22 protein-coding genes and 1 pseudogene are annotated in these 25,301 nt (G+C 63.3%); 12 read left to right on the plus strand and 11 right to left on the minus strand.

Features of this window, described 5'->3' with window-relative positions:
- Window positions 1–36 precede the first annotated feature (36 nt).
- Window positions 37–489, plus strand: coding sequence for an Lrp/AsnC family transcriptional regulator (locus tag APH33_RS10855; RefSeq protein WP_054885131.1), 453 nt, complete (start codon window positions 37–39; stop codon window positions 487–489).
- A 331-nt stretch (window positions 490–820) separates the two neighbouring features.
- Window positions 821–2,233 (plus strand): cytosine permease, encoded by a 1,413-nt coding sequence (locus tag APH33_RS10860; protein WP_054885132.1) that lies wholly within the window; start codon window positions 821–823, stop codon window positions 2,231–2,233.
- Between the two features lie 128 nt (window positions 2,234–2,361).
- Here APH33_RS10860 and APH33_RS10865 read toward each other — a convergent pair whose 3' ends face one another.
- The 4 genes from APH33_RS10865 to glnT form a co-directional block, all read right to left on the minus strand.
- Window positions 2,362–3,687 (minus strand): FMN-binding glutamate synthase family protein, encoded by a 1,326-nt coding sequence (locus APH33_RS10865; RefSeq protein ID WP_054885133.1) that lies wholly within the window; start codon window positions 3,685–3,687, stop codon window positions 2,362–2,364.
- A 15-nt stretch (window positions 3,688–3,702) separates the two neighbouring features.
- Window positions 3,703–4,377 carry a protein glxC gene (locus APH33_RS10870; protein ID WP_054885134.1) on the minus strand — a complete coding sequence of 225 codons (675 nt, stop codon included), beginning with the start codon at window positions 4,375–4,377 and terminating at the stop codon, window positions 3,703–3,705.
- A gap of 26 nt (window positions 4,378–4,403) precedes the next feature.
- Window positions 4,404–5,309, minus strand: coding sequence for a glutamine amidotransferase family protein (locus APH33_RS10875; protein ID WP_054885135.1), 906 nt, complete (start codon window positions 5,307–5,309; stop codon window positions 4,404–4,406).
- A 66-nt stretch (window positions 5,310–5,375) separates the two neighbouring features.
- A complete protein-coding gene (gene glnT, locus APH33_RS10880; RefSeq protein WP_054885136.1) occupies window positions 5,376–6,710 on the minus strand; it encodes a type III glutamate--ammonia ligase in 1,335 nt (444 codons plus the stop codon).
- Window positions 6,711–7,056: 346 nt separating this feature from the next.
- On the opposite strand from glnT, the gene APH33_RS10885 reads away from it, so the two are divergent.
- Window positions 7,057–7,650 carry a cupin domain-containing protein gene (locus tag APH33_RS10885; protein ID WP_054885137.1) on the plus strand — a complete coding sequence of 198 codons (594 nt, stop codon included), beginning with the start codon at window positions 7,057–7,059 and terminating at the stop codon, window positions 7,648–7,650.
- A gap of 295 nt (window positions 7,651–7,945) precedes the next feature.
- Window positions 7,946–9,004 carry a DMT family transporter gene (locus APH33_RS10890; protein ID WP_256218617.1) on the plus strand — a complete coding sequence of 353 codons (1,059 nt, stop codon included), beginning with the start codon at window positions 7,946–7,948 and terminating at the stop codon, window positions 9,002–9,004.
- Here the strand turns inward: APH33_RS10890 and APH33_RS10895 are convergent.
- Entirely contained in the window at window positions 8,967–9,671 is a 705-nt protein-coding gene (locus APH33_RS10895; protein ID WP_054885181.1) for an NUDIX domain-containing protein, read from the minus strand. The genes APH33_RS10890 and APH33_RS10895 overlap by 38 nt on opposite strands.
- Window positions 9,672–9,808: 137 nt before the next feature.
- Between APH33_RS10895 and APH33_RS10900 the strand changes: the two genes are divergently transcribed.
- From APH33_RS10900 to APH33_RS10910, 3 genes are all read left to right on the plus strand, one after another.
- Window positions 9,809–10,459 carry an isochorismatase family protein gene (locus APH33_RS10900; protein WP_054885138.1) on the plus strand — a complete coding sequence of 217 codons (651 nt, stop codon included), beginning with the start codon at window positions 9,809–9,811 and terminating at the stop codon, window positions 10,457–10,459.
- Entirely contained in the window at window positions 10,456–11,658 is a 1,203-nt protein-coding gene (gene pncB / locus APH33_RS10905) for a nicotinate phosphoribosyltransferase (RefSeq protein WP_054885139.1), read from the plus strand. The genes APH33_RS10900 and pncB overlap by 4 nt, the downstream gene beginning before the upstream one ends.
- A gap of 72 nt (window positions 11,659–11,730) precedes the next feature.
- Window positions 11,731–12,714, plus strand: a complete 984-nt coding sequence (locus APH33_RS10910; RefSeq protein ID WP_082433547.1) for a LysR family transcriptional regulator — start codon at window positions 11,731–11,733, stop codon at window positions 12,712–12,714.
- Window positions 12,715–12,737: 23 nt separating this feature from the next.
- On the opposite strand, the gene APH33_RS10915 is transcribed toward APH33_RS10910, so the two are convergent.
- Complete coding sequence (locus APH33_RS10915; RefSeq protein WP_054885140.1) at window positions 12,738–13,199, minus strand: RidA family protein; 462 nt, start codon at window positions 13,197–13,199, stop codon at window positions 12,738–12,740.
- Between the two features lie 205 nt (window positions 13,200–13,404).
- On the opposite strand from APH33_RS10915, the gene APH33_RS10920 reads away from it, so the two are divergent.
- Window positions 13,405–14,091, plus strand: coding sequence for a hydrolase (locus APH33_RS10920; protein ID WP_054885141.1), 687 nt, complete (start codon window positions 13,405–13,407; stop codon window positions 14,089–14,091).
- A 74-nt stretch (window positions 14,092–14,165) separates the two neighbouring features.
- Window positions 14,166–14,534: pseudogene (locus tag APH33_RS26550) on the plus strand (helix-turn-helix domain-containing protein); the annotation flags it as partial.
- Window positions 14,535–14,542: 8 nt separating this feature from the next.
- On the opposite strand, the gene APH33_RS10925 reads toward APH33_RS26550, so the two are convergent.
- On the minus strand, window positions 14,543–15,436 hold the full coding sequence (locus APH33_RS10925) for a LysR family transcriptional regulator (RefSeq protein ID WP_054885142.1): 894 nt from the start codon (window positions 15,434–15,436) through the stop codon (window positions 14,543–14,545).
- A gap of 110 nt (window positions 15,437–15,546) precedes the next feature.
- Between APH33_RS10925 and APH33_RS10930 the strand changes: the two genes are divergently transcribed.
- The gene (locus APH33_RS10930) at window positions 15,547–16,608 is read left to right on the plus strand and encodes a YeiH family protein (protein ID WP_054885143.1); all 1,062 of its coding nucleotides are present in this window, start codon (window positions 15,547–15,549) and stop codon (window positions 16,606–16,608) included.
- Window positions 16,609–16,671: 63 nt separating this feature from the next.
- Window positions 16,672–18,045: a nucleotide 5'-monophosphate nucleosidase PpnN gene (gene ppnN, locus APH33_RS10935; protein WP_054885144.1), complete on the plus strand. Its 1,374-nt coding sequence runs from the start codon at window positions 16,672–16,674 to the stop codon at window positions 18,043–18,045.
- Window positions 18,046–18,169: 124 nt separating this feature from the next.
- Here ppnN and APH33_RS10940 read toward each other — a convergent pair whose 3' ends face one another.
- The 3 genes from APH33_RS10940 to pssA form a co-directional block, all read right to left on the minus strand.
- The gene (locus APH33_RS10940; protein WP_054885145.1) at window positions 18,170–19,336 is read right to left on the minus strand and encodes a GGDEF domain-containing protein; all 1,167 of its coding nucleotides are present in this window, start codon (window positions 19,334–19,336) and stop codon (window positions 18,170–18,172) included.
- Window positions 19,337–19,442: 106 nt separating this feature from the next.
- Entirely contained in the window at window positions 19,443–21,989 is a 2,547-nt protein-coding gene (locus tag APH33_RS10945; protein WP_054885146.1) for an EAL domain-containing protein, read from the minus strand.
- Between the two features lie 79 nt (window positions 21,990–22,068).
- Window positions 22,069–23,397 (minus strand): CDP-diacylglycerol--serine O-phosphatidyltransferase, encoded by a 1,329-nt coding sequence (gene pssA / locus APH33_RS10950; RefSeq protein WP_082433549.1) that lies wholly within the window; start codon window positions 23,395–23,397, stop codon window positions 22,069–22,071.
- Between the two features lie 179 nt (window positions 23,398–23,576).
- On the opposite strand from pssA, the gene APH33_RS10955 reads away from it, so the two are divergent.
- Window positions 23,577–23,795, plus strand: coding sequence for a DUF2970 domain-containing protein (locus APH33_RS10955; RefSeq protein WP_054885148.1), 219 nt, complete (start codon window positions 23,577–23,579; stop codon window positions 23,793–23,795).
- 278 nt (window positions 23,796–24,073) lie between these two features.
- Here APH33_RS10955 and APH33_RS10960 read toward each other — a convergent pair whose 3' ends face one another.
- Window positions 24,074–25,150, minus strand: a complete 1,077-nt coding sequence (locus tag APH33_RS10960; RefSeq protein WP_054885149.1) for an ABC transporter substrate-binding protein — start codon at window positions 25,148–25,150, stop codon at window positions 24,074–24,076.
- Between the last annotated feature and the right edge of the window lie 151 nt (window positions 25,151–25,301).

The following is a 25,301-nucleotide window of genomic DNA, read 5'->3' on the forward strand; positions in this document are numbered from 1 at the left end:
TTCCCCCTAGCCATTTTTTCTGGAATATTCTTCCCGATGGACAGAACAGATCGAAAGATCCTTGCTGAACTGCAAAAAGACGGTCGCCTCTCGGTGACTGAGCTGGCCGACCGTGTCGGTCTCAGCCTCTCACCTTGCCATCGGCGATTGAAGGCGCTGGAGGAGTCTGGCGCCATCCTTGGCTACCACGCACGCCTGGCGCCCAGCGCATTGGGGCTGAACTTTGCCGCGCTGGTGTTCGTCACCCTGCGCGAGGTAACCCGCCAGCCGGTGGCGGATTTCGAGGCGGCGCTGGCGGAGATTGCGCAGATCGTCGAGGCCCAGCGGCTGTTCGGCGACCCGGATTACCTGTTGCATGTGGTGGCCAAGGACTTGCCAGCCTTCCAGAAACTGTATGACGAGCAACTGACCAGCATTCCCAATGTGAAACGCCTGAGTTCGACCTTGGTGATGAAGGAAGTGATTCAGGACCGGTTATTGCCGATGTAGCATTTTCTCCTGTGCCGGCGAAGAGGCCGGCACAGGCAAACCTTCAACCTGCCCTGTAAATGCTCGCTGTGCACCATCACGGCCCACCCTGGCTGCCGCCGATCGTCGCAACCCCCTCTATCCCAAGCCCTTCAGCCTACTGGCACCCTCCTTGCTACCGTCCACCGCTTAACCTTTTGTCAGCCTTAGGTTTTTTAAGGTTTATGGGCACATATTTACTAATTTCTCGTTATCCCCGCGCCCCGCATCATCGCTCCAACAAGAACGCGTCGCCCTTCGCCGGCACGCATCCGGGCAGCACCCGATGCCCCACCTTGCCTTGGAGTCAGTCATGACCAGTGCAGCCAATTCGGCACCCCTCATAGAAAAACACACGATCGGCTATGTACCGCCGCAAGACCGCCATGGAAAGGTAAGGGATCTGTTCACATTGTGGTTCGGCGGCAACATCGCGCCGCTGCCCATCGTCACCGGCGCGCTGGGCGTGCAGCTGTTTCACCTGAACCTGGTGTGGGGCATCGTCGCCATCCTGGTCGGCCACCTGGTCGGCGGCGTGCTGATGGCGCTGCACTCGGCCCAGGGCCCGCAGATGGGTATCCCGCAGATGATCCAGAGCCGCGCCCAGTTCGGCACGCTCGGCGCCTTGCTGGTGGTGGTGATCGCCGGGGTGATGTACATCGGCTTCTTCGCCTCCAATATCGTTTTGGCTGGCAAGTCGCTGCATGGGGTGGTCGAGGCCGTACCGGTGCCGGTGGGCATCGTCATCGGTGCGTTGGGGTCGGGCATCATCGGCATCATCGGTTACCGCTTCATCCACGTGCTCAACCGCATCGGCACCTGGGTGCTGGGCATCGGCATCGTGGTCGGCTTCGGCTACATTTTCAGCCATGTGCAAAGTGACGACTTCCTCACCCGTGGCGGCTTCAACCTGGCCGGCTGGCTGGCCACCGTGTCGCTGGCAGCGCTGTGGCAGATCGCTTTCGCCCCGTATGTGTCGGATTACTCGCGCTACCTGCCGGCAGACGTGAAAGTCAGCTCGACCTTCTGGACCACCTACCTGGGTTCGGCGCTGGGTTCGAGCCTGTCGTTCATCTTCGGCGCCGTGGCGGTGCTGGCGATCCCTGCAGGTGTGGACACCATGGATGCAGTCAAGCTCGCCACCGGCACCCTCGGCCCGGTGATGCTGGTGCTGTTCCTGCTCAGCGTGATCAGCCACAACGCCCTCAACCTGTATGGCGCGGTGCTGTCGATCATCACCCTGGTGCAGACCTTCGCCTACCGCTGGATCCCCACCGCCAAGAGCCGTGCGGTGCTGTCGCTGATCGTGCTGGCCGCCTGCTGCGTGGTGGCGGTATTCGCCTCGGCCGACTTCATCGGCCACTTCGTCGACATGGTGCTGGTGCTGCTGGTGGTGCTGGTGCCGTGGACGGCGATCAACCTGATCGACTTCTATGCGATCCACAAGGGCGACTACGACATCCAGTCGATCTTCAAGGTCGATGGCGGCATCTACGGCCGTTACAACCCCCAGGCACTGATTGCTTATGTGGTGGGTATCGTGGTGCAGATTCCGTTCATGAACACGCCGCTGTACGTCGGGCCGATCTCCGAGCACATCAACGGCGCTGACCTGTCGTGGCTGGTGGGCCTGGCAGTGACCTCGCCGCTGTACTGGTGGCTGGCCAGCCGTGACAGTGCCTATCGCCGTCGGCAGACCACTGCCAAGTTGGCAATGGGGCACTGATTCATCTGCACCGGCCTCTTCGCGGGTAACCCCTCTCCCACAGGGAAACTCAAGACTTGAAACTTGTGATATCCCTGTGGGAGCGGGTTTACCCGCGAAAGGGCCGCAAAGCGGCCCCAATGGTCCAGTCAGTACTGCGCCTGTCCTGGTACCCAGGCAGTTCCTGCCAGCGGCACCCGGGCCATGGCAGCGGCCTCGACGGTAAGCGCCACCAGGTCCTCGGGGTCGAGGTTGTGCAGGTGCGACTTGCCGCAGGCGCGAGCCATGGTCTGCGCTTCCAGCACCAGCACCCTCAAGTAGTTGGCCAGGCGCCGGCCGGCCTCCTCCGGGTTGAGGCGCTTGGCCAGGCCCGGGTCCTGTGTGGTGATGCCGGCCGGGTCGCGGCCGTTCTGCCAGTCGTCATAGAACCCGGCGGCCGAGCCGATCTTCTTCAGCTCAGCGTCCAGCCGCGGATGGTTGTCGCCCAAGGCGATCAGCGCCGCCGTACCGATGGCCACGGCATCGGCACCCAACGCCATCGCCTTGGCCACGTCGGCACCGTTGCGGATGCCACCGGAGACGATCAGCTGCACCTTGCGGTGCATGCCCATCTCCTGCAGCGCCTGCACCGCCTGTGGAATGGCCGGCAGGATCGGGATACCGACATGCTCGATGAACACTTCCTGGGTGGCCGCCGTGCCGCCCTGCATACCGTCGAGCACAATCACGTCGGCGCCGGCCTTCACCGCCAGCTTGACGTCGTAGTACGGGCGGCTGGCACCGATCTTGACGTAGATCGGTTTTTCCCAGTCGGTGATTTCACGGATCTCGGCAATCTTGATCGCCAGGTCGTCCGGGCCGGTCCAGTCAGGGTGCCGACAGGCGCTGCGCTGGTCGACGCCGATCGGCAAGGTGCGCATGCCGGCCACGCGCTCGGTCACCTTCATGCCCAGCAGCATGCCACCACCGCCCGGCTTGGCACCCTGGCCGAGGACGATCTCGATGGCGTCGGCCTTGCGCAGGTCATCGGGGTTCATGCCATAGCGTGAAGGCAGGTACTGATAGACCAGGTGCTGCGACTGACCACGCTCTTCCGGGGTCATGCCGCCGTCGCCGGTGGTGGTGCTGGTACCGGCGATGGTCGCGCCACGGCCCAAGGCCTCCTTGGCGTTGGCCGACAGCGCGCCGAAGCTCATGCCGGCGATGGTCACCGGGATCTTCAGGTGGATCGGCTTCTTGGCGAAGCGGTTGCCCAGCACCACGTCGGTGCCGCATTTCTCGCGATAGCCTTCCAGCGGGTAGCGCGACACGCTGGCGCCGAGCAGCAGCAGGTCGTCGAAGTGCGGCACGCGGCGCTTGGTGCCACCGCCGCGGATATCGTAAATGCCGGTTTCGGCGGCACGCTGGATTTCCTGGATGGTCAGGCGATCGAAAGTGGCCGACTCACGCAGTACCGGGGGGAATTGTTCGCTCATGGGAATGCTCCTGGATCAGTACGCGCTGGCGTTGTCGACTTTGAAGTTGTACAGCTGACGGGCCGAGCCGTAGCGCTTGAAATCGGCGGCCTTGTGCGCAAGGCCCGCCTTGTTCAGCAGTTCTTGCAGCTCTTGCAGATGCTCGGCGCGCATCTCCTTCTCGATGCAATCCGAGCCCAGCGATTGCACCGAGCCCTTGACGTAGATGCGCACCTCATAGAGTGAATCGCCCAAGGCATCGCCGGCATCGCCACAGACGACCAGACGCCCGGCCTGGCCCATGAAGCAGCTCATGTGGCCGATGCTGCCGCCGACCACGATGTCCACGCCCTTCATGGAAATGCCGCAACGCGCGCCGGCATCGCCCTCGATCACCAGCAGCCCACCATGGGCGGTGGCGCCGGCGGCCTGGGAGGCGCTGCCCTTGACCCGCACCGAGCCGGACATCATGTTCTCGGCCACGCCGACGCCAACGTTGCCGTGCACGGTGACGCTGGCCTGCTGGTTCATGCCTGCGCAGTAGTAGCCGGCATGGCCTTCGATATCCACCGACACGGCGGCGTTGATGCCCACCGCCAGGTTGTGCTTGCCGTCAGGGTGGGTCACCCGCCATTCACGGTCCTGCACGTCACCATGCAGGGACTGGTTGAGCATGCGCACCGAGGCGCTGGAAAGGTCGATCGTCTTCATGGATGTCTCCAGTGATTCGGTGAGGGTCAGGCGCTTTCGCGTTCCCAGACGTACAGGGTGGCCGGCGCCGGCTCCCAGACCTTGGCCTTGTCTATACCCGGCAGGCTGGCCAGGGCCTGGTACTCGGAGGCCATGGCCACGTAGTCGTCGGTCTCGGCCAGCACGGCCGGCTTGCAGGCGATCGGGTCGCGGATCACGGCAAAGCCGTTGCGGGTGCCGATGGCGAAGGTGAAGAAACCGTCCAGGTCTTGCAGCGCGTCATCCAGGGCCTGGGCCAGGGTGTCGCCCTGCTGCAGGCGCCAGGTCAGGTAGCCGGCCGCCACCTCGGTGTCGTTGTCGGTCTCGAAGCTGATGCCTTCGCGCTTGAGCTCCTGACGCAGACGGAAGTGGTTGGACAGCGAGCCGTTGTGCACCAGGCACAGGTCGGCGCCGGTGGAAAACGGATGGCTGCCTTCCATGGTCACCGCGCTTTCGGTGGCCATGCGGGTATGCCCGATGATGTGGCTGCCCTTCATGCCGGCCAGGCCGAAGCGGCTGGAGATTTCTGCCGGCAGGCCCATGCCCTTGAGGATCTCGATGCTCTGCCCGGCGCTCATGATGCGCACGCCCGGTGCCAGTTCGGCGAGCGCGCCACGGGCGCTGGCTTCATCGGCATGCACCTTGAGTACCGCCGCGCTGGCGTTCTGGAACCAGTCCAGCGAGCAGCCCAGGCGACCTTCCAGCTGGCCCATCAGGGCCGCCCAGGGGTAGTTGATGTCCGTCGCCTGCAGGGTCAGCTTGACCCAGCCATCGGCCACTTCGTCACCGTAGATGGCGAAGCCGGCGCTGTCCGGGCCACGGTCGGTCATGGCTTCGAGCATGGGTTCGAAGAGCTTGCCGAGCTGGGCTTCCAGCGCCGGCTTTTTCAGGTACAGACCTACGATTCCACACATGGTGATACTCCTTCCAGGCAGTGGGTAGCCGCTGCTGTCGCCGCTACCCAGGGATAGGGTTGGCGGTCAGAAGAATTCGGTGTAACGCTGGATTTCCCAGTCTGAGACGTGGCGGCAGTACTCCACCCACTCCATGCGCTTGAGCTTGATGAACTCATCGACGATCTCGGCGCCGAGCACCTCGCGGAACAGCGGGTCGGCCTCCAGGGCGTCGGCGGCTTCCTTGAGCGATTGCGGCAAGGTCTTGATGCCGCGTGCGGCGATCGCTTCCAGGCTCAGGTTGTAGAGGTTCTCGTTGCACATCTCACCCGGCTCCAGCTGGCGGTCGATGCCATCGAGGCCGGCGGCGATGATCGCTGCGGTGACCAGGTACGGGTTGCAGCCGGCGTCCGGCAGGCGAAACTCCAGGCGGCCATAGGGGATGCGCACCATCGCCGAACGGTTGTTGGCGCCGTAGGCAACGAAGGCCGGGGCCCAGGTGGCACCGGACAGCGAGCGGCCGACCACCAGGCGCTTGTACGAATTGACCGTGGGCGCGGCGAAGGCACACAGCGCCGGGCCGTGGGCCAGCAGGCCGGCGGCGAAGTGGTAGGCCAGTTTCGACAGGCCCATGCCGCTGCTGTCGGAGGGGTCGTGGAACAGGTTGTTGTTGCTGCTGCTGGCCAGCGACAGGTGGAAGTGCATGCCGTTGCCGGCGCGCTTGGGGTCTGGCTTGGGCATGAACGAGCAGATCATGCCCAGGTCGTTGGCGATCTCGCCGGCTGCCATGCGGAAGAAGGTGAAGCGGTCGGCCGACTCCATCGCCTCGCTGTAGGTGTAGTTGATCTCGAACTGGCCGTTGGCGTCTTCGTGGTCGATCTGGTAGATGTCGAAGCCGACCGGCTGCAGGGCCTCGGTAAGGCGTTCGAGAAACAGCCGCGAGCGCGACAGGCCCTTATAGTCGTAGCAAGGCTTGTCGAGGTTGTCGGAGGCGTCCACCAGCTGCAGCTTGCCACCTTCGTCACGGCGAAACAGGCTGAACTCGGGCTCAAGGCCGGTATTCAGGGTCCAGCCCTTGGCGGCCAGGCGCTGCACCTGCTGCTGCAAGACGTAACGGCTGTCGTAGGGCCACGGCTTGCCGTTGACATGGCCCACGCACACCACCCGCCCATAGCCCGGCTGCCAGGGCACCGGGATCAATGTGGACAGGTCACCACGGGCCATGAAATCCGGGCCATGGGGCTCCATGCCCATGCCGCAGATGGCGAACCCGGCAAAGCCGGCGCCCTCTTCAGCCACCATCTTTAGGCCCGATACCGGCACCGACTTGGTCTTCGCCGAACCGTGGATGTCGACGAACTGCGCCAGCACATACTTGATGCCGTACTGGTCGAGGGTGCGCTGGGTTTCTGCTGGCAACATGGGTTGATCACTCCTGGGTGAGGGGCACTAATTCCACATGAGAAATTTACTTTCCTCACAGGAATGCAACGTGCTTGCCAACTCTGCCTGATGGCTGGTGTTTGCTTTCTGTTCCGGCCTCTTCGCGGGCACGCCCGCTCCCACAGAGATGGGCGCAAAGTCCCTGTGGGAGCGGGCGTGCCCGCGAAGAGGCCCGCACAGACAACACAAAACCCATGCAGGTTTTTATGCTCTGTTTATGGGAAACTTGTTTTCATCTGAGGAAAGAAGCCGCCAACGCAGCTGCCTTTCGCACTTTCCCAGTGCGAAATCTTTATTCTTGAACTGAAACCGTGCAGGACATTCGATGCCATCCGAAACCCCACCGCGCCTTCGCCTGGAGCAGTACCTGGGCCTGCAGATCAAGCGCCAGCGCCAGGCCCAGTCGCTCAAGCTCGCCGATGTGGCGCGCATCGCCGGCATCAGCCAGGGCATGCTGAGCAAGATCGAGAACGCCCAGGTGTCCACCAGCCTCGATACCCTGAGCCGTCTGTGCGATGTGCTGGGCATGCCGATGGCCAAGCTGTTCAGCCAGTATGACCAGCCCGATGGCAATGCCTTGCTGGTGAAGGCCGGTGAAGGGCTGGAGGTGGTGCGCCGCGGCACCGAGAAGGGCCATACCTACCATTTGCTCAATCACGCCAGGGGGCCGAAGAAGAATTTCGAGGCGTACATGGTGACCATGGATGACGCCAGCGAAGAGTTCCCGACCTTCGCCCACCCCGGTACCGAGTTCCTCCACCTGCTGGAGGGGGAACTGGTCTACCGCCACGGCAACCAGCTCTACCACATGCAGGCCGGCGACAGCCTGACCTTCGATGGCGAAACCCCGCACGGCCCTGAGCAGCTGGTGCAGGTGCCGATCCGCCTGCTGTCGATCATGAATTACGGTGAGGAATAACAAGGCGCTACAAGGCAACAGCCGACGTCGCGATCAGACAAGCACACGTCGCCCGCAATCGGCTTCCAAACCGTGTCTACAAAAATAATACACACATCGACCAGCCCCGCGCCGTGGGCTGATCGGTGTGGTAGTCGCGAGTAAAACAGCCTCGCTTCACAATTCCAACGCTGTGGCGCCTTTTTGCACCGGGCAGTTCGTCCGGGCTCATAACGATAAAACTCCCAGAATCAAAGACCCGCGTCGCGCTGATCGGGAGTGTTTGCGCGCGCCACATTGTGAAGACTTGACTGCCATGATCGCGACTTCAATCCCCGTAGCCGGTGCTGCCACCGGCCACCGTAACGCCCTGTGCGTTGCTCATATCGCCGCTGTGCTGTTCGGCCTGACCGGTATCCTCGGTCACCTGATCGAGGCCGACGCCAGCATCATCACCTTCGGCCGTGCCACCTTCGCTTTCATCGCTTTGGGCTTCGTCGCCGGGCTCAAGGGTACCCGCCTGCTCGACGCGCTGACCCTGCGCAACCTGCCGGTGCTGGGCCTGACCGGTGCGTTGCTGGCCACCCACTGGGTAACCTTCTTCATCGCTGTAAAAGTCGGTGGCGTGGGCTTGGCCACCCTGGGCTTTGCCAGCTTCCCGGCGTTCATCGCCATGATCGAGCGCGGCGTGTTCGGCCAGCGCATCGGCGCCGTGCAAGGTTTGCTGCTGCTGATGGTGACGGCGGGCCTGGTGCTGGTGGTACCGACCTTCGACCTGCTGGACAAGGGCACCATCGGCCTGCTCTGGGGACTGGGATCGGGCCTGGCGTTCGCCCTGCTGACCGTGGCCAACCGCCGCAACCAGTCGAGCATGAACGCCATGCAAGTGGCGTTCTGGCAGAACGTGGTGGTAGCCGCGCTGGTGGCGCCATTTGCCTTTACCCACCTGGGCAACACCAGCCTCGGCAGCAATGACTGGATCAACCTGGCGCTGCTGGGGGTGTTCTGCACCGGGTTGTCGCAGTTCCTGTTCGTCAAGAGCCTGGAAGGGCTGGAGGCGCGTACCGCCGGCATGATCATCGCGCTGGAACCGGTGTATGCGATCCTCGGCGCCTGGTGGCTGTTCGGTGACCAGCCGAGCCTGCGCATGGCGGCCGGTGCTGCGCTGATCGTGCTGGCGACCATTCTGGCGGCGGCGCGCATTGACCTGACCGAACGCGACCGCTGTAGGAGCGGCCTTGTGTCGCGAAAGGGGCGCGTAGCGGCCCCAGAATATCAGCGCAAACGCACAGATTGCTGGGGCCGCTACGCGCCCCTTTCGCGATACAAGGCCGCTCCTACAGGCCTTCGGGTAGAAGGCTCCGGTCGAACATGAACACCCGCTCCCCCTGCGGCGTGTACTGATACAACTGCTGCGGCCGGCCCAGCCTGGGCTGGTTCTTCTCCCCGGTATCCCGCACCCACCCCAGCTCGCGCAGGCGCTCCAGGCGCTTGCGCAGCGAGGTGTTGTTCACCGCCTGCCCAAGGCACGCCTGCACCGCCCCCAGCGCATCGAGCACGGTGAATTTCTCCGCCAGCAGGTACAGCGGCAAGCTGCTATACACCGTCTTCGAAGCCAACCGCTCACGCGCACGCTCGGCCAGCAGGTTATGGTCGAACGGCAGCAACACTTTGCGGTCAATCACGCTGTCCAGGTCGAAAAACGCCAGCTGCTCACCTTCGACCTGCTGTTGCGGGTCGAGCAAAGCCAGGTAGTAGGTACTCAACGACCACCCACGCGGGTCGCGGAAAGCATTGCCTTCGGTACCCACCTGTTCGAGGTAACGTGGCAGTACCTGGGCTTTCTCGCGCAGGGCACGCTCAGCAGCGCCCTCCAGGCTGGTGTCCGGGGTGCGGCCATTGACGATCACGCCGGGCAAGGCCCACTGGCCGATATGGGGCTCGCGCTCACGACGGTGCAACAACACTTGCAGATGCTGGGCATCAGGGGCCAGGCGCAGGGCGACGATGTCGACACTGGCCAGAACTTCGACTGTACTCACCGGGAACTCCTTGTTCATCAACGCAATAATCCACCAGAGCTTCTAAGTATGGCAACCCGCAAACTCACAGCAATTGTCACTTGACATACTTAATACACCAGGTGAATTATATGATCATTCCAGCGAGGAGACCCGCCATGAAGATCGCCAGTTTCGATGTCGACGCGCAGAACGGCTTCACCGCCAACGCCCCTCAGGAGCTGCCGGTGCCGGAAGGCAACGAGATCGTCCCGGACCTCAACGCCATGGCCTTGCGCGCCGACCTGCGCCTGGGCAGCAAGGACGCCCACCCGGCCAACGCTGCCTGGGTGGTGGCCGAGCCCGGCCAGATGCTGCAACCGCTGACCCTGGCCAACGCCGACCTGACCTGGGTCAGCCACTGCGTCCCCGGCACCGCCGGCTTCGAGCTGCTGCCCGGCCTGCCCGCCCCCATCGACTACGACTACTTCGTCTGGAAAGGTGTCGAGCCCGACTTGCACCCCTACGGCGCCTGCTTCCACGACCTCGCCGAGCGCCGCTCCACCGGGGTCATCGAATACCTGAAGGTGCAGGAAGTAGGCGCGGTGATCGTCGGCGGCCTGGCCCTGGACTACTGCGTCAAGACCACCGCCCGGCAATTGCGCCAGGCCGGCTTCCAGGTGCTGCTGTACCTACCGGCGTGCCGCGCCCTGACCCAGGAGGGCGCCATCGCTGCCTGCGGTGCACTGGCCGCCGAGGGCGTGATCCTGTGTGGCGACGAAGCCGCGCTCGACTACCAGCTCTCACTGATCAAGGAAGACCGCCCATGAGCGAAAGCGTTTTCGGCCCACGGATCATCCAGAACCTGCTGGACACCGACTTCTACAAGATCACCATGATGCAGGCGGTGCTGCACAACTACCCCAACGCCGAGGTGGAGTGGGAGTTCCGCTGCCGCAACAATGAAGACCTCTCTCCTTACCTGGCGGAGATCCGCTACCAGATCGAGCAGCTGAGCGAAGTCACCGTCACCCACGACCAGCTGGCCTACCTGGAAAAGATCCCGTTCCTCAAGCCGGACTTCATCCGCTTCCTCAGCCTGTTCCGCTTCAACCTGCGCTACGTGCAGGTCGGCCTGGACGCGGCCGGGCAATTGGCGATCCGCGTGCGCGGGCCGTGGCTGCACGTGATCCTCTACGAGATCCCGTTGCTGGCGATCATCAGCGAGGTGCGCAACCGCTATCGCTATCGCGACGTGGTACTCGAACAGGTGGGCGAGCGCCTGTACCAGAAGATGGACTGGCTCAAGGCCGAGGCCAGTGCCGACGAGCTGGCCGGTTTCCAGCTGGCCGACTTCGGTACCCGGCGGCGGTTTTCCTACCGGGTGCAGGAAGAAGTGGTGTACCTGCTCAAGCACGACTTCCCCGGCCGCTTCGTCGGCACCAGCAACGTGCACCTGGCTCGCGAACTCGAACTCAAGCCGCTCGGCACCATGGCCCACGAATGGTTCATGGCCCACCAGCAACTCGGACCACGGCTGGTCGACAGCCAGGCCGCCGCACTGGAAGCCTGGGTGCGCGAGTACCGTGGCTTGCTCGGCATCGCCTTGACCGACTGCATCACCATGGACGCCTTCCTGGAAGATTTCGACCTGTACTTCGCCAAGCTGTTCGACGGCCTGCGTCACGACTCTGGGGACCCGCTGGTATGGGCGGAGAAAGCCATTGCCCACTATGAGCGGCTGGGGATCGACCCGAAGGGCAAGACGCTGATCTTCTCCGACGGCCTGGATTTCGCCAAGGCGCTGGGCCTGTACCGGGCGTTGCACTCGCGGATCAACGTAAGCTTCGGTATTGGTACCCGGCTGACCTGCGATATCCCCGGGGTAGAGCCGATGAACATCGTGATCAAGATGACCGACTGCAATGGCGCGCCAGTGGCGAAGATCTCCGACAGCCCGGGCAAGACCCAGTGCCGGGATGCGAACTTCGTGGCGTACATGAAGCATGTGTTCAAGGTGAATGGATAGGGCCGGGACGAGCGGGTGGGTCATCTTGGTTGCCCCCGCCCCTTCTCGTATCATCTGCACACCGTACCTGGAATGAACGCCGTGAAGCCGTCACCTGGAAGTGCCCTGCCGACCCCTGTCAACGCCACCGGGCCCAAATGGGATGCAGGTGCGGCGGTCAACCAGCTGTCCTGGGACGACCTGCGAATCATCAAGACCTTGAGTGATTGCGGCAATCGCTCCGCCACGGCCAAGAAACTTGGCATCAACGTTTCCACGGTATCGCGCCGGGTCTCCCAGGTCGAAAAAGCCCTCGGGGTGGCGCTGTTCGATCACCGTAAAGCCGGGTATTTGCTGACGGCCGAAGGTGCGGAATTGCGTGCCCTGGCCGAGCGCGTCGAACTCGACATCGTGAGCGTGACGCGGCGTGTCTCCCGAGCCGGCCAAGGCCCTCTCGGCAAGCTGCGGATCACCACGAGCGACTCATTGCTGCTGTACTTTCTCACCCCGATCATCGCGGACTTCAAAGCGCTCAATGAAGGCATAACCATTGAAGTGCTGGTCGGGAACGAGACGCTGAGCCTTGCCCGCGATGAGTCTGATATCGCCGTCCGTGCGACCCGTAAGCCAGCGCAAAGCCTGGTCGGCCGAAAGTTGGCCAACATCGCCTGGGCCCCCTATGCCAGCATCAAGCAGCCTCTACCTGCCAACCCCTTTGCCGAAGGCCACGGATGGGTTTCCTATTCCGCGGCGCTGTGCGGTTTGAAAGCGACAAGCTATGTCGAATCCAGGGTTGCGCCCGAGTCCATTGCCTATCGCACCGATTCAGTGGCCGCAGCCAGTGCAGCCATTGCGGCGGGCCTGGGTTACGGGTTCCTGCCCTGCATGCTGGGCGACATTACGCCAGGCCTGGTTCGCCTCGGCCCGGTAGTGCCGCAGCTGCAGGACGAATTGTGGTTGCTGACCCACCAGGACATACGCAAGTCCTGGCGGGTCAAAGCCTTCATGACATTCTGCGCGGCTGCCGTTGCCGACCTGAAACCGTTGGTTGAAGGGCAGCAGGCGGTCTCGGCCTGACAGGCTGATGGCGGGAACGCAGGTCAGCGGGTTCGGGCGCCAATCACCGCCCGGCAGGCGATTTCGATCAGCTGAGGGCGTTGGGCGAGCCTCGACACACCAATGATGTTACTCGCCGCCTGCGGGCGTTCCGAACCATAGGCCGCCTTGCGTACCTTGCCGACCACGGCGAAGGCTGCATCCATGTCCAGCACGTAAAGGGTTTCTTCGACGACATCATCAAGGCTGGCGCCGTAGAGGGCGAGTAACGACGAGATGTTGTCATAGGCCACACGCATCTGTTCCCCCATCGATGAGAAATCGCTGGGTCTGCCGTCGGCATCCAGAGGCGCCGGAGCGACCAGATTGCCGTCCTGGTCATGGTTGAACTGGCCCGATACGAAAATCTCTTTACCTACCCGCCGGGCTTGCGGATAGCCGTAGCTTGCTTCCCAGGGGACGCCCCAGTAGGCGGTGTCGTCGTTGAAAGGTCGTGATGCGGCCACTGCATTCTCCAAGTGAATGACGGATCGTAGTGATCCGGGTAGCGCAGAGGCTAGCACCGTACCCAGCGCAACAGGTGGCGCATTAATGCGCCTTTAGCGACGCAAAAGTGCGCCACCGAATCGCTGATGATTTGGTTATCGTTTGCTGGCACTCGGCGAGAACCGCTGAGCAAACCTTCGCCACAAACCAGCACAGGGATTAGCAATGAGCACGCCAAACACTGAAGTCCTGACCCCGTTCAACAGCCAGCTGATCTTCATCGATCAACAACCGCAGATGGCTTTCGGCGTCCAGAGCATTGATCGACAAACGCTGAAGAACAACACCGTTGGCCTGGCCAAGGCGGCCAGGATCTTCAACGTGCCGACCATCTTCACCACGGTCGAGACCGAGAGTTTCTCCGGGCACACCTACCCCGAGCTGCTAGCGGTATTCCCTGATGCGCCGCTGCTGGAACGGACTTCCATGAACTCCTGGGACGATCAGAAGGTTCGTGATGCCCTGAAGAACAACGGCCGCAACAAGATCATCGTTTCCGGCCTGTGGACCGAGGTCTGCAACACCACATTCGCGCTGTCCGCCATGCACGATGCCGGCTACGAGATCTACATGGTTGCCGATGCCTCCGGCGGCACGACCAAGGAGGCCCACGACTACGCCATGCAGCGCATGATCCAGGCAGGCGTCGTGCCGGTGACCTGGCAGCAGGTGCTCCTGGAGTGGCAGCGCGACTGGAACAATCGCGCGACCTACGACGCCGTGATGGAGCTGGTCAAAGAACACTCCGGCGCATACGGCATGGGCGTGGACTACGCCTACACCATGGTCCACAAGGCGCCTGAGCGCGTTAAGCATGGCCCCACCTTGGCGCCGGTTGCCGCGCCTCTCTGATCCCGCATCAGCCTCCCTCAGCGGGCACAGCTGCCCGCTGAGCGTTCTTCCCTCGCGAACAGGAATGGACCTTCATGAACAGTGGCGATTGCACTGTGCTGGCGACTGTCGCCTTGAAATCGACCAGGCAGCTCAAACCTTGGCAATTGCGGACCGCCAAGCAGATGATGCTGGCGCATCTGGACGTGGGCATATCGGTGACCGAGCTCGCCGAGGCATGCGCGCTGTCGCGCAGCCACTTCAGCAGAATGTTCAAGGAAAGCACCCGGGTGCCGCCACAGCAATGGATGCGCGAGCAACGGATCAGGAAAAGCAAGCAACTGCTGCTCGACGCGAGGATGCTGCTGGCAGATATCGCGCTCGATTGTGGGTTCTACGATCAAGCGCACTTTTGCCGAGCTTTCATGAGGGCTGAAGGGCTGACACCTTTGGCCTGGCAAAGGCTGACCCATCATCGCCCGGCATCATCGAGCCGCCCCACGCACAATTCCATGAACCGCGCCGCCGCCCGCGAAGGCGTGGCAGCATGGGGCAACAGAATGGAAAAGCGCCTGACCAGTGGCGCTGGCGCAATCCGCACCTGCCGCAATGCCCCGTCCTCATGGCGGATCGACATGGCCGAGACGAACCCAACGCCCATCCCGGCCCGCACCGCCTCCTTCACCCCCTCCACCCCGGCAATCTCCAACGCCACGCGCATCGCTACGCCGTAGCGGGCAAACGCCCGCTCGACGATCTGCCGGACCCCCGAGCCGCTTTCGCGCAGTACCAGTGGGTAGGCGCCGAGTGACGCCAAGGTATGCTCCTCGGCCTCGGCAAGCGGATGATCACTCGGCACGATGGCCACGATCTCGTCCTCGCGCCACGCCGTCACTTGCGTGCCCAAGGGCAGATCCTGCCCGGGCGGCCCCTCGATCAAGGCGATATCGACACTGTCCAACGCCGCCACGATCTCCGTGGTGTTGCCGTGGGAGGTGCTGACCAGCACGTCCGGATAACGCTTGTGAAAATCGGCAATCAGGTACGGCAGCAGGTAGCTGGCCGGCGTGGTGCTGGCGCCGATGCGCAAGGTGCCGCGCTCCAGCCCGCGCATGGCCTCGCACAAGGCCTGGGCCTGGCGGAAGGTATCGCGCAGGCGCTGGGCATGGGCCAGCAGTTGCTCGCCGGCAGCGGTCAGGCGCACGCCACGGCCGGCGCGCTGGTACAGGGGTTCGCCAAAGTCTTCCTGCAGCAACTTGAGCTGACCGGACACCGCCGGTTGCGACAGATGCAGGGCCAGGGCCGCATGGCTGATGTTGCCGTGCTCGGCTACGGTGGCGAAGGTTATCAGCTGTTCTGGGGTCATCTAGTAAAAATATCAGCAAAACGGATATTTGCCATCCTAAATTACGATTTTTTATAAGCTTATAACCAGATTAACGTAGGTCATGTCGAAACATTTTCCGGAGGACTCACATGGCCACGGCAACTTCCAACCCCACGTTGGCGCCTACCCTCTCCACCCGAGGGCGGCTCAACGGCATCCTGTTCGTCGCGCTGTTCGCGCTCGCCGTCACCCAGTTGGCAGCCCTGCCGGCCATCGCCGGCCTGGGCATCAGCCCGCTGATCGTCGGGATTGTCGCCGGCGCCCTTTATGGCAATGCCCTGCGCGATGGCGTGCCGGCCAGCTGGGCAGCCGGTATCAACTTCTCGGCCCGTGGGTTGCTGCGCATCGCCGTGGCCTTCTTCGGCCTGCGCGTGAGCCTGCAGGAGATCGCCGAAGTCGGCTGGTCCGGCTTGACGGTATCGTTGCTGGTCGTGACCAGCACCTTGCTGATCGGCCTGTGGTGCGGCACCAGACTGTTCAAGCTGGACCGCGATACTGCCCTGCTCACCGCAGCGGGCAGCGCGATCTGTGGTGCTGCCGCCGTGCTGGCGTTCGAATCGGCACTGCGCAGCGCCCCGCACAAGAGCGCCATGGCCGTTGGTAGCGTGGTGCTGTTCGGCACCCTGTCGATGTTCCTCTATCCACTGGCGATCAACGCCGGCTGGCTGCACCTGGACACCCTGGGCGCCGGCCTGTTCCTCGGCGGGACCATTCACGAAGTGGCGCAAGTGGTGGGCGCGGCCAGTAATGTCAGCCCCGAAGCCACGCACATCGCCACCATCGTCAAGATGACCCGGGTGATGCTGCTGGTGCCGGTGCTGCTGGTGGTGGGCCTGTGGATCAGCCGTTCGCGCCAGCCCGGCCAGGCGCAAGGCAACGGCCGCATCGCCATGCCCTGGTTCGCCTTCGGTTTCCTCGCCCTGGTGCTGGTGAACTCGCTGCAGGTGCTGCCGGGCAGCGTGACCCAGGCGGTCAACAGCCTGGACACCTTCGCCCTGACCATGGCCATGACCGCGCTGGGCATGGAAACCCGCTGGAGCCAGATCCGCCAGGCCGGGCCCAAGGCACTGATCACCGGGGCAGTCCTCAACCTGTGGCTGGTGGCCGGTGGCCTGGCAATCACCCTCGGTGTGCAACGCCTTTTAGGTTGACGCGCCTTGATCGGTATGGTGTTGTCTTGCAAGGATGTTTTTACCTGCACAGGAACGACTTAGATGCCTCAACGCCATGTCATCAATGCATCCGTCAGCCCCAAAGGCAGCCTGGAGACGCTGTCGCAACGTGAAGTCCAGCAACTGAGTGAAGTCGGTACCGGCAGCCTCTACACTTTGTTCCGCCAGTGCGCCCTGGCCATTCTCAACACCGGCGCCCATGTCGACAACGCCAAGACCATTCTCGAAGCGTACAAGGACTTCGAAGTCCGCATCCACCAGCAAGACCGCGGCGTGCGCCTGGAGCTGCTGAACGCTCCAGCCGACGCCTTCGTCGATGGCGAAATGATCGCCAGCACCCGCGAAATGCTGTTCAGCGCCCTGCGGGACATCGTCTACACCGAAAGCGAGCTGGCCAGCCAGCGCATCGACCTGGAAAGCTCCCAGGGCATCACCGACTATGTCTTCCACCTGCTGCGCAACGCCCGGACCCTGCGCCCTGGCGTGGAGCCGAAGATGGTGGTGTGCTGGGGTGGCCACTCGATCAGCAGCGAGGAGTACCAGTACACCAAGAAGGTCGGCCACGAACTGGGCCTGCGCAAACTGGACATCTGCACCGGCTGCGGCCCGGGCGTGATGAAGGGCCCGATGAAGGGCGCGACCATCGCCCATGCCAAGCAACGCATGCACGGCAGCCGCTACCTGGGCCTGACCGAGCCGGGCATCATTGCCGCCGAGGCGCCGAACCCGATCGTCAACGAGCTGGTGATCCTGCCGGACATCGAGAAGCGCCTGGAAGCCTTCGTCCGCGTCGGCCACGGCATCATCATCTTCCCCGGCGGCGCCGGCACTGCCGAGGAATTCCTCTACCTGCTCGGCATCCTCATGCACCCCGACAACCAGGACCTGCCCTTCCCGGTGGTGCTCACCGGGCCGCGCAGTGCCGAACCCTTCCTGCAGCAGCTGCATGCCTTCGTCGGTGCCACCCTCGGCGAGGCCGCGCAACGCCACTACCAGATCATCATCGATGATCCGGCGGAAGTGGCCCGGCACATGGTCGAGGGGCTCAAGCAGGTCAAGCAGTTCCGCCGCGAGCGCAATGACGCGTTCCACTTCAACTGGCTGCTGAGGATCGACGGTGGCTTCCAGCACCCGTTCGACCCGACCCACGCCAACATGGCCGAACTGGCCCTGCGCCGTGACCTGCCAGCCCACGAGCTGGCGGCCAATCTGCGCCGGGCGTTTTCCGGCATCGTTGCGGGCAACGTGAAAGACAAAGGGATCCGGCTGATCGAGGAGCACGGGCCGTATCAGATCCGCGGTGATGCGGCGGTGCTGGAACCGTTGGGGCGCCTGTTGCAGGCGTTCGTCGACCAGCACCGGATGAAGCTGCCAGGTGGCGCTGCTTATGTACCTTGCTATCAGGTCGTGACCTGAGATTGCAGGGGGCCGCTTTGCGCCCCCTTCGCGGGCACGCCCGCTCCCACAGGGGTTTCACAGACATCGAAGCCAGCGGTATTCCTGTGGGAGCGGGCGTGCCCGCGAAGGGGCCAGCATCAATCTATCTGACCGGACTCGCCACGGTCCGGTCAACCAGGCGGATGCTGTCACGCCCGCCCCGCTTGGACTGGTACAACGCCACATCCCCCTGCTCGATCAACGCCGCCAGGCTGGCCGGTGGCTGATCGAACAGGTTGGCGCCGATACTCAAGGTCACCGCCTGCGGGGTCGGCATCGCCTCCCTGGCAAACTGCTGGAACTGTTCGCGCAGCTGGCTGCCCAGTGCCACCACCTTCTCGCTGCTGGCACCATTGAGCAGGATGACGAACTCATCGCCGCCCAGTCTTGCCGCCAACGAACGCTCCGGCAACACCGCACGAATCATCTCGCTCAAGGCAATCAGCAGGCGGTCACCCGCCGCATGTCCATGCAGGTCATTGACCAGCTTGAAATTGTCGATGTCGATCAGCAGCAACGCCCCCGGCTGAGCCGGGCTGACCGCCTTGAACAGGTGCGTCGCCCGCACTTCCAGGGCCCGACGGTTGTACAACGCCGTCAGCGGATCGCGAGCAGCCAGCCGGGCGATGCGTTCTTCACGGCGATAGCGCTCGGTGCCGGTCATCGACAGCGCGATCAGCATGATCGCCATCGCCCCTTCGACCAGCGAAACCTGGATGATCAGGCCGCCAAAGGTCGCCAGGTCGATCAACGTGCCCGGTATCACCGCCACGGCCGCCTTGGCTACATAGAACAGGCCATGGATCAACAGCACGTAACGCAGTTGCACCGCCCCCACACTCAGCGACTTGCCATGCGGGCGCAGCAGGTAGCTGGCCTTGAGCGTGAGCGACGCTACCAGCAGCGAGTTGACCATCAGCATCAGTTTTGACCACTGCGGCCCCACGGGCAGAAGCAACAAGCCGAACCAGATCACCACGATCAGCAGCCATGCCCGCGACAGCCGGGCCTGGGTGAAACGCACCACGCCCAGCAGAAAGAACGCATGGGCAACCACCAACAAGCCATTGGCGAACCAGATACCGATCAGCAGCAGGCCGATCCCGCGCAACAGTGCCAGGGTCGAACCGACGGTGATCGTGGCGAAACCGGCGCTCCAGAACAGCAGCGACGATTCGCGGACACTGCGCCACTCGATCGCCAGGTACAGCGCAGCGGCAGCGGCCAGGGCGATGGTGATCGTCAGCATTGTGGGTGGATCAAGCGCCATATACGGTCTGGCCTGTCTGATAACGTGGAAAAGGCCGATTGTATGCGCTTGGCATGACTTTTCAGAGGGGCGAACGGTCACGCTGCATGCAAATGAGTGTAACCGTTCAAGGTACGACAGGTCCGGTGGCGATCCCCGCCTCCATCAAACGCACCAACGCCTGGTTTTCCACCGGTTTGCTGAGCAAGAAACCCTGCACCTCGTGGCATTGGTCATCGCTGAGCAGCGCCAGTTGTTGCGGGGTCTCGACACCCTCGGCAGTGACGGTCATGCCCATGGCATTGCCCAGGTTGATGATGGCCTGAACCACGCTGCGGTCACTGTCGCTCTTGCCCAGCGACTGCACGAAACGCTTGTCGATCTTGATGCTGTCGAACGGGTAGGTACGCAGGTAGCCGAGTGACGAATAGCCAGTGCCGAAATCGTCCATGTTCAGGCGCACGCCCAGTTCCTTGAGCGCATTCATGGTATGTAGCGCGCCCTCGACATCGTTGAGCATGACGTTTTCGGTGATTTCCAGCTCCAGGCGGTGCGCCGGCAGGCCGGTGTGCCTGAGCGCCTCCGCCACGTCACGTACCACATCGCTGCGGCGAAACTGCGCCGGCGACATGTTGACCGAGACCAGCACGTCAAGCGGCCAGCTGCGCGCACGGCTGCAGGCTTCATGCAGCACCCAGCTGCCCAGTTGCACGATCAGGTCCGACTCTTCGGCCAACGGGATGAAACGGTCCGGGTGCAGCAGCCCCAGGCGCGGGTGATGCCAGCGCACCAGCGCCTCGACGGAGGCCACCGTGTTGCCATCGACCTTGAAGCGTGGCTGATAATGCAACAGCAACTCGCCACGCGGGATGCCCGCACGCAGTTCGCCTTCGAGCGTGCGTTTTTCCAGCAGCGCCGCGTTCATCTGCGTCGAGAAATAGCGCCAGGTGTTTTTGCCGGCCTGCTTGGCGCTATAGAGGGCGACGTCGGCATAGCGGATCAGGTCGCCGGGGGTGCCGGGGTACTCGGCCGAGAGCACCACCCCCAGGCTCGCGCCGACCTGCACGGCATGGCCACCCAGCGTGATCGGCCGACGCAAGGTGTCGATCAGCCGCGCACAGAAGCGGTCCATTTCCTCTCGCTGACCAGGCCGCACCAGCACGACGATGAATTCGTCCCCACCCAGGCGCGCCACCAGATCACTGTCACGGGTCACCTCGCCGAGGCGCCGGGCTACCTCGATCAGCACCGAATCGCCAGCCGGGTGGCCGAGGCTGTCATTGATCGGCTTGAAGTTGTCCAGGTCGAGCATCAGCACGGCCACGGGCACGGGCTGGTCCTGCTCGAGAAAACGGAACAGTTTGTTGCGATTGGGCAGGCCGGTAAGCGCATCGTGCAAGGAAAGGTGCTGGATCTGGGCGTGGGCAGCCACTTCGTCGGTAATGTCACTGCAGGTACCACGGAAGCCTTTGCAGATACCCTGCTCGATGATCGCCCGCGCCGCGATGCGGCACTCACGCTGCTGGCCCAGGCGGTCGCGGTACTGGCAGCGCAGGCTGGCGGTCGCTTCGGTGGCTGCCAGATTATGCAGCCAGGTCTCGACAGGGCTGGTGTCGCAGGCCAGCAGTTGCGTGAGGGGGCGCTGCAGCCATTGCTCGACAGGGTGGCCGGTCAGCTCGGCGAACCGTGCGGAGAGGTAGGTCAGGTGCTGCTGGACATCGGTTTCCCAGATCCAGTCCGAGGCCGCCTCGGCGACGGCCTTGAAACGCGCCTCGCTGGTTTCCAGGGCGTTCTTGGAGGCCGCCAGCTGGCGGTGGCTGCGGTCGATACGGGCGCTGGCGCGGATGGCATAGCGGGTGAGCAATGCCGTCAGCAGGCCAAACACCAGCAATACCAGGCTCAAGGGTGCGACCACCGTGCGCAACAAGGTGGTGCCGGGGCGCTCGATTTCCCAGGTCAGGGCCTGCCCGGTGCCTTCCAGCGGCAAGTAACCCAGGCCCGCTTGCGGGACTTTGCTCGCGGTGGTGGCGAAACCACTCAAACCGACCGCCTTGGCCAGCTCTGCGAGCATGACCGCGTCCAGTGCACGCACGAACACCAGCACCGCATTCGGCGCCGCCACATGGTGCGGTGTCGAGGGGGAGCGAATGACGGCAGCAGAAAACAATGCAGGTTGCCCGGCGAACATGACAAACCCGGACGCGGCCTGATCCTGCTTGACCGCGGCACGCGCCACTTGCATGACCCTGCTGCCGCTGGCGCTGAAATCGTCAAACGTGCGGGTGCTGAGTTCGCCTTTGATCACCGCATAGTGGGTACCGTCATCGTCCAGCACAAACACGCCCTCGTAGCCATTGTCGCTATAAAGGGTCTGGCCGACATTATCCTCATCATACGCCCAGTGGCTGTCCACCGGCCCTGCCAGGTGATCGTAGGCGGCCTGCCAGAAAGCGTAGCTGAGCAGGTAGGCACGCTCGTTTTTCTGGAGTTGCTCAAGGGAAGACTGCGTGTGAAAACTGCTTTGGCTACGTTCGCGCTCATCGAGTGACTGGGCGATCCGGTACAGCGAGACCATGCCCAGCACCAACGCCACCAACAACAGTGCCGAGAAGGCCAGGACCAGCTGTCGGACCACGAGACTGCGCGGCGAGCCATTGCCAACAAGTGATTCCATTCGCAGAGCCTTTTACCAGGGTTCGTCAAAGTGGACCCCGACCGATTGGCAAGGATCGATCCAGCTGACGACTGGCGGCCTACAGGACCCTTTTGATCAACGGCTCCAGCCGGCTGTAGCGCAGGCGCCGCAGGAACTTGCGCACTTCCTTGGGATGCTCGGCTTTCTCGCCCAGCTCATCCACCGTGCCGATCTGCGGCGCATGCCGGCGAATGCCCTCCAGCTCCACCGCCCGTGGCACCAGCCACTGCCCGTGCGGGTCATCGATCAGCAGCCCGTTCTCCAGGTCCAGGTTGAACCCGCGTGGGTTGAGGTTGTTGCCGGTCAGCAGCGAATAGCGCTGGTCGACCCACACCCCCTTGGCATGGAAGGTGTGGCCCGGATCGTTCCATATCCGTATCAGCAACTGGCCGCTGGCAATCGCGGCCTGACGGCGCCGGGCAAAGGCCCGCAGGTTGTCCTCGTACAGGTACGGCAAGGCACCACTGGCACTGAACGGCTCGCCCGGGGCGATATAGAAGTCGTTGGCGGTGCGGTGGCCGACGATCAGCTCGATGCGCACGCCCCTGCCCAGTGCATGGTCGATCTCGCGCATCACCACCCGAGGCGGGTTGAAATACGGTGTGCTGATGATGATCTGCGCACGTGCCACCGCCAGCAGCGCGCACAGCGTGCGGTTGAGCGGGTTGCCACGGCCGACGCCCAGCAGCGGGATGACACGCAGCCCCTGCCCCGCAATCGCGGGCGGTGCGTCATAGGCCATACGCCGCAGGCGCGCACGCAGGCGCCGGATATCGCCGCGCAGGCTGCGGGTTGCAGGGGCAGCAGGCAGGTCCAGACGCGGCGTCGCGGTGTGGTGCAACACGCGTCGAACCAAGCCGACCATGGCATCGGCCAGGGCCGGCGACTGGAACAGGTGGTAACGGTCGAGCCGGTAGCGGTCGAACCGGTGGAGATAGACGTTATTGAGGCTGGCACCGGTGTAGATCACGCAATCGTCGATCACGCTGCCTTTCAGGTGCAGTACACCGAACAGCTCGCGGGTCTGCACCGGCACACCATGAATCACCACATCCAGCCCACGCAACTGGCGCTGGGCCTGATACCAGGCGGCATTGCCCGGCTGGCGCCCGCCCCCCAGCAGGCCACGGCGGGCACGGAACCAGTCGACCACGATGACGATCTCCAGGCCCGGCCGCTCGGCCTTGGCCTGGTACAGGGCATCGAGCACCTCCTGGCCGGCCTCGTCCTCTTGCAGGTACAAGGCAACGATCACGATTCGCCGGGTCGCCGTGGCGATGCGTTCCAGCAGGCAGGTGCGGTAGGCCGCGGCATCCGGCAACACCTGGATCGCTTCGGGGGCGATGGCGAAGCCTGGCAACGCCGCCAGCATGGAGTCAGGGTTCAAATCGAGTCACCTTTGGTCTGCAATCAGGTCCGTGCTGGCGGACACGTCTATTGTTCATCGCGCCACCGCGTCAAGCCGAAAACCTTAACGTGAGGAACCGACCGTGGCAATGTATCCAGCCAAGCTCATGCGCGTTGCCTACACTGTTGCTGATTGCCGCTGATTCTTCAGGAGCCACCATGGACGATTCCAGCCAGGGCAAGCCCCCGACCTTCTGGCAGATGCTGCACAGCATTCTCGCCGCCGCCTTTGGTGTGCAAAGCGGCAAGAACCGCGCCCGCGACTTCACCCACGGCAAGGCCAGCCACTTCATCGTGCTGGGCACGCTGTTCACCCTGGTGTTCATTGCCGTACTGATCGGCCTGGTGCAACTGGCGCTGCACCTCACTGCGCGCTGAGCACGCTGAAATAAAACGCAAACGCCTGCGAGATTCCCTCCCGCAGGCGTTCTGCCTGGATCACGGTCTTGAGTTCAGGTCACTGGTGGCTGACCCAATACACCGCGGTGACCACCACCAGGACGATCAGGCAAAGGATCGCCCAGGCATCGACACTGCTGTCAGCTTTGCGGACCTTGGTAGAGTTTCCCATTGCATTGCCTCTTGTAGTGGTTATGGGAATGCACTTCACCACCAGCAGTTAAGACGAGCTATGCCCTTCACTCAAGCAAGGTCTTTCAATAGTCGACGGGTGACGTGAGAAACGGATACTGGTAGCTCGGCGGCTGCCCTTGGGCGCTGTAATGCTGGAAATCGACACCGTAGTCGCCGCGCTCCAGTAGCTTCAGCCAACGCCGTGCCTTGGCCTGGTCGATCGACTGCAGCACGGGCAGCACATGCTCTTGCTTACCGTCGCGGTTGACTTGCAGGCCTTGGGCATCGTCGTGCAGCAATACCATGGCCCAGCCCCCCAGGGTGGTATGCCCGCCCATCAGCACGCCAAGGCGCCCATCGATCCGGGCGCGCAAGGCTTGCGGCGAGCTGTTGACAGCGGCGAACACCACGTCGCGCCCAGGCTTGCGCCCGGCTTCCTCGAACGCCTGCATGGCACCGAAAGCCATCTGGTCGTTGGCTGCCCACACCAGCCGGGTCCGGGGATAGCGCTGCACCAACTGTTTGGCTTGCTCGTAGGCGCGCTCGCGGTTCCAGCCGCCATACACCACCTGGCGCAGGCGCACCTGAGGAAAGTCTGCCAACGCCTGGCGCATGCCTTCTTCACGCAACTGCGAAGCCGGGGTGGTCTTGACACCGGCAAAGGCCACCAGGTCGATCGGCTCATTGTCTCGGGGCAACAATGCGACCATCTCGTGCAGCATGCGAAAGCCTGCCTGCTGATCGTTGGCGGTCAAGGTACCGAGCACCTGCCCATATCTGTCAGGCTGGGCCTGGATGCTCCGGGCCTGGTTGGCGGTGAGGCCGTTGTTGACCAGGAACAGCTTGACCCCGGTCCCACGGGACAAGCGGATGATCTCTGGCGCCAGGTACTGTTCGTTGACCAGCACCAGGTAGTCCGGCCGCTGCGGGCCATCGAGCGTCGCCCGGGCCTGGCTCATCGCCCGCGCGGCATCTCGCTCGCTGTACTCGACCCGCAGGGTCATGCCCAGCTCATCGGCGGCGGCCTGCATGAAACGCGAGTAATTGACCCAGAACGTCTCGTTGGAGTGGCCAGGGTTCAGGAAGACCACCGAAGCGGCCTGAGCGGAAGCTGCCAAAGGCAGGCTCAGGCACAAGCTTTGGCAAAGCGCCTTGAGCATGCGGATACACCCTTTGAAACAAACCACTGAGTATAAACCCGTCGCCTGATGGGGGAACAAATGCCAGTCAGTCTCACTTAGTTCGTTTGGTTCTTTTCATATGCAAAAACATCACTTTAGCGCATAAACCCAACCTGCTATCGTTCCCCGG

The sequence above is a fragment of the Pseudomonas sp. NBRC 111130 genome, from assembly GCF_001320485.1.
In the GTDB taxonomy this organism is placed as follows: domain Bacteria; phylum Pseudomonadota; class Gammaproteobacteria; order Pseudomonadales; family Pseudomonadaceae; genus Aquipseudomonas; species Aquipseudomonas vlassakiae.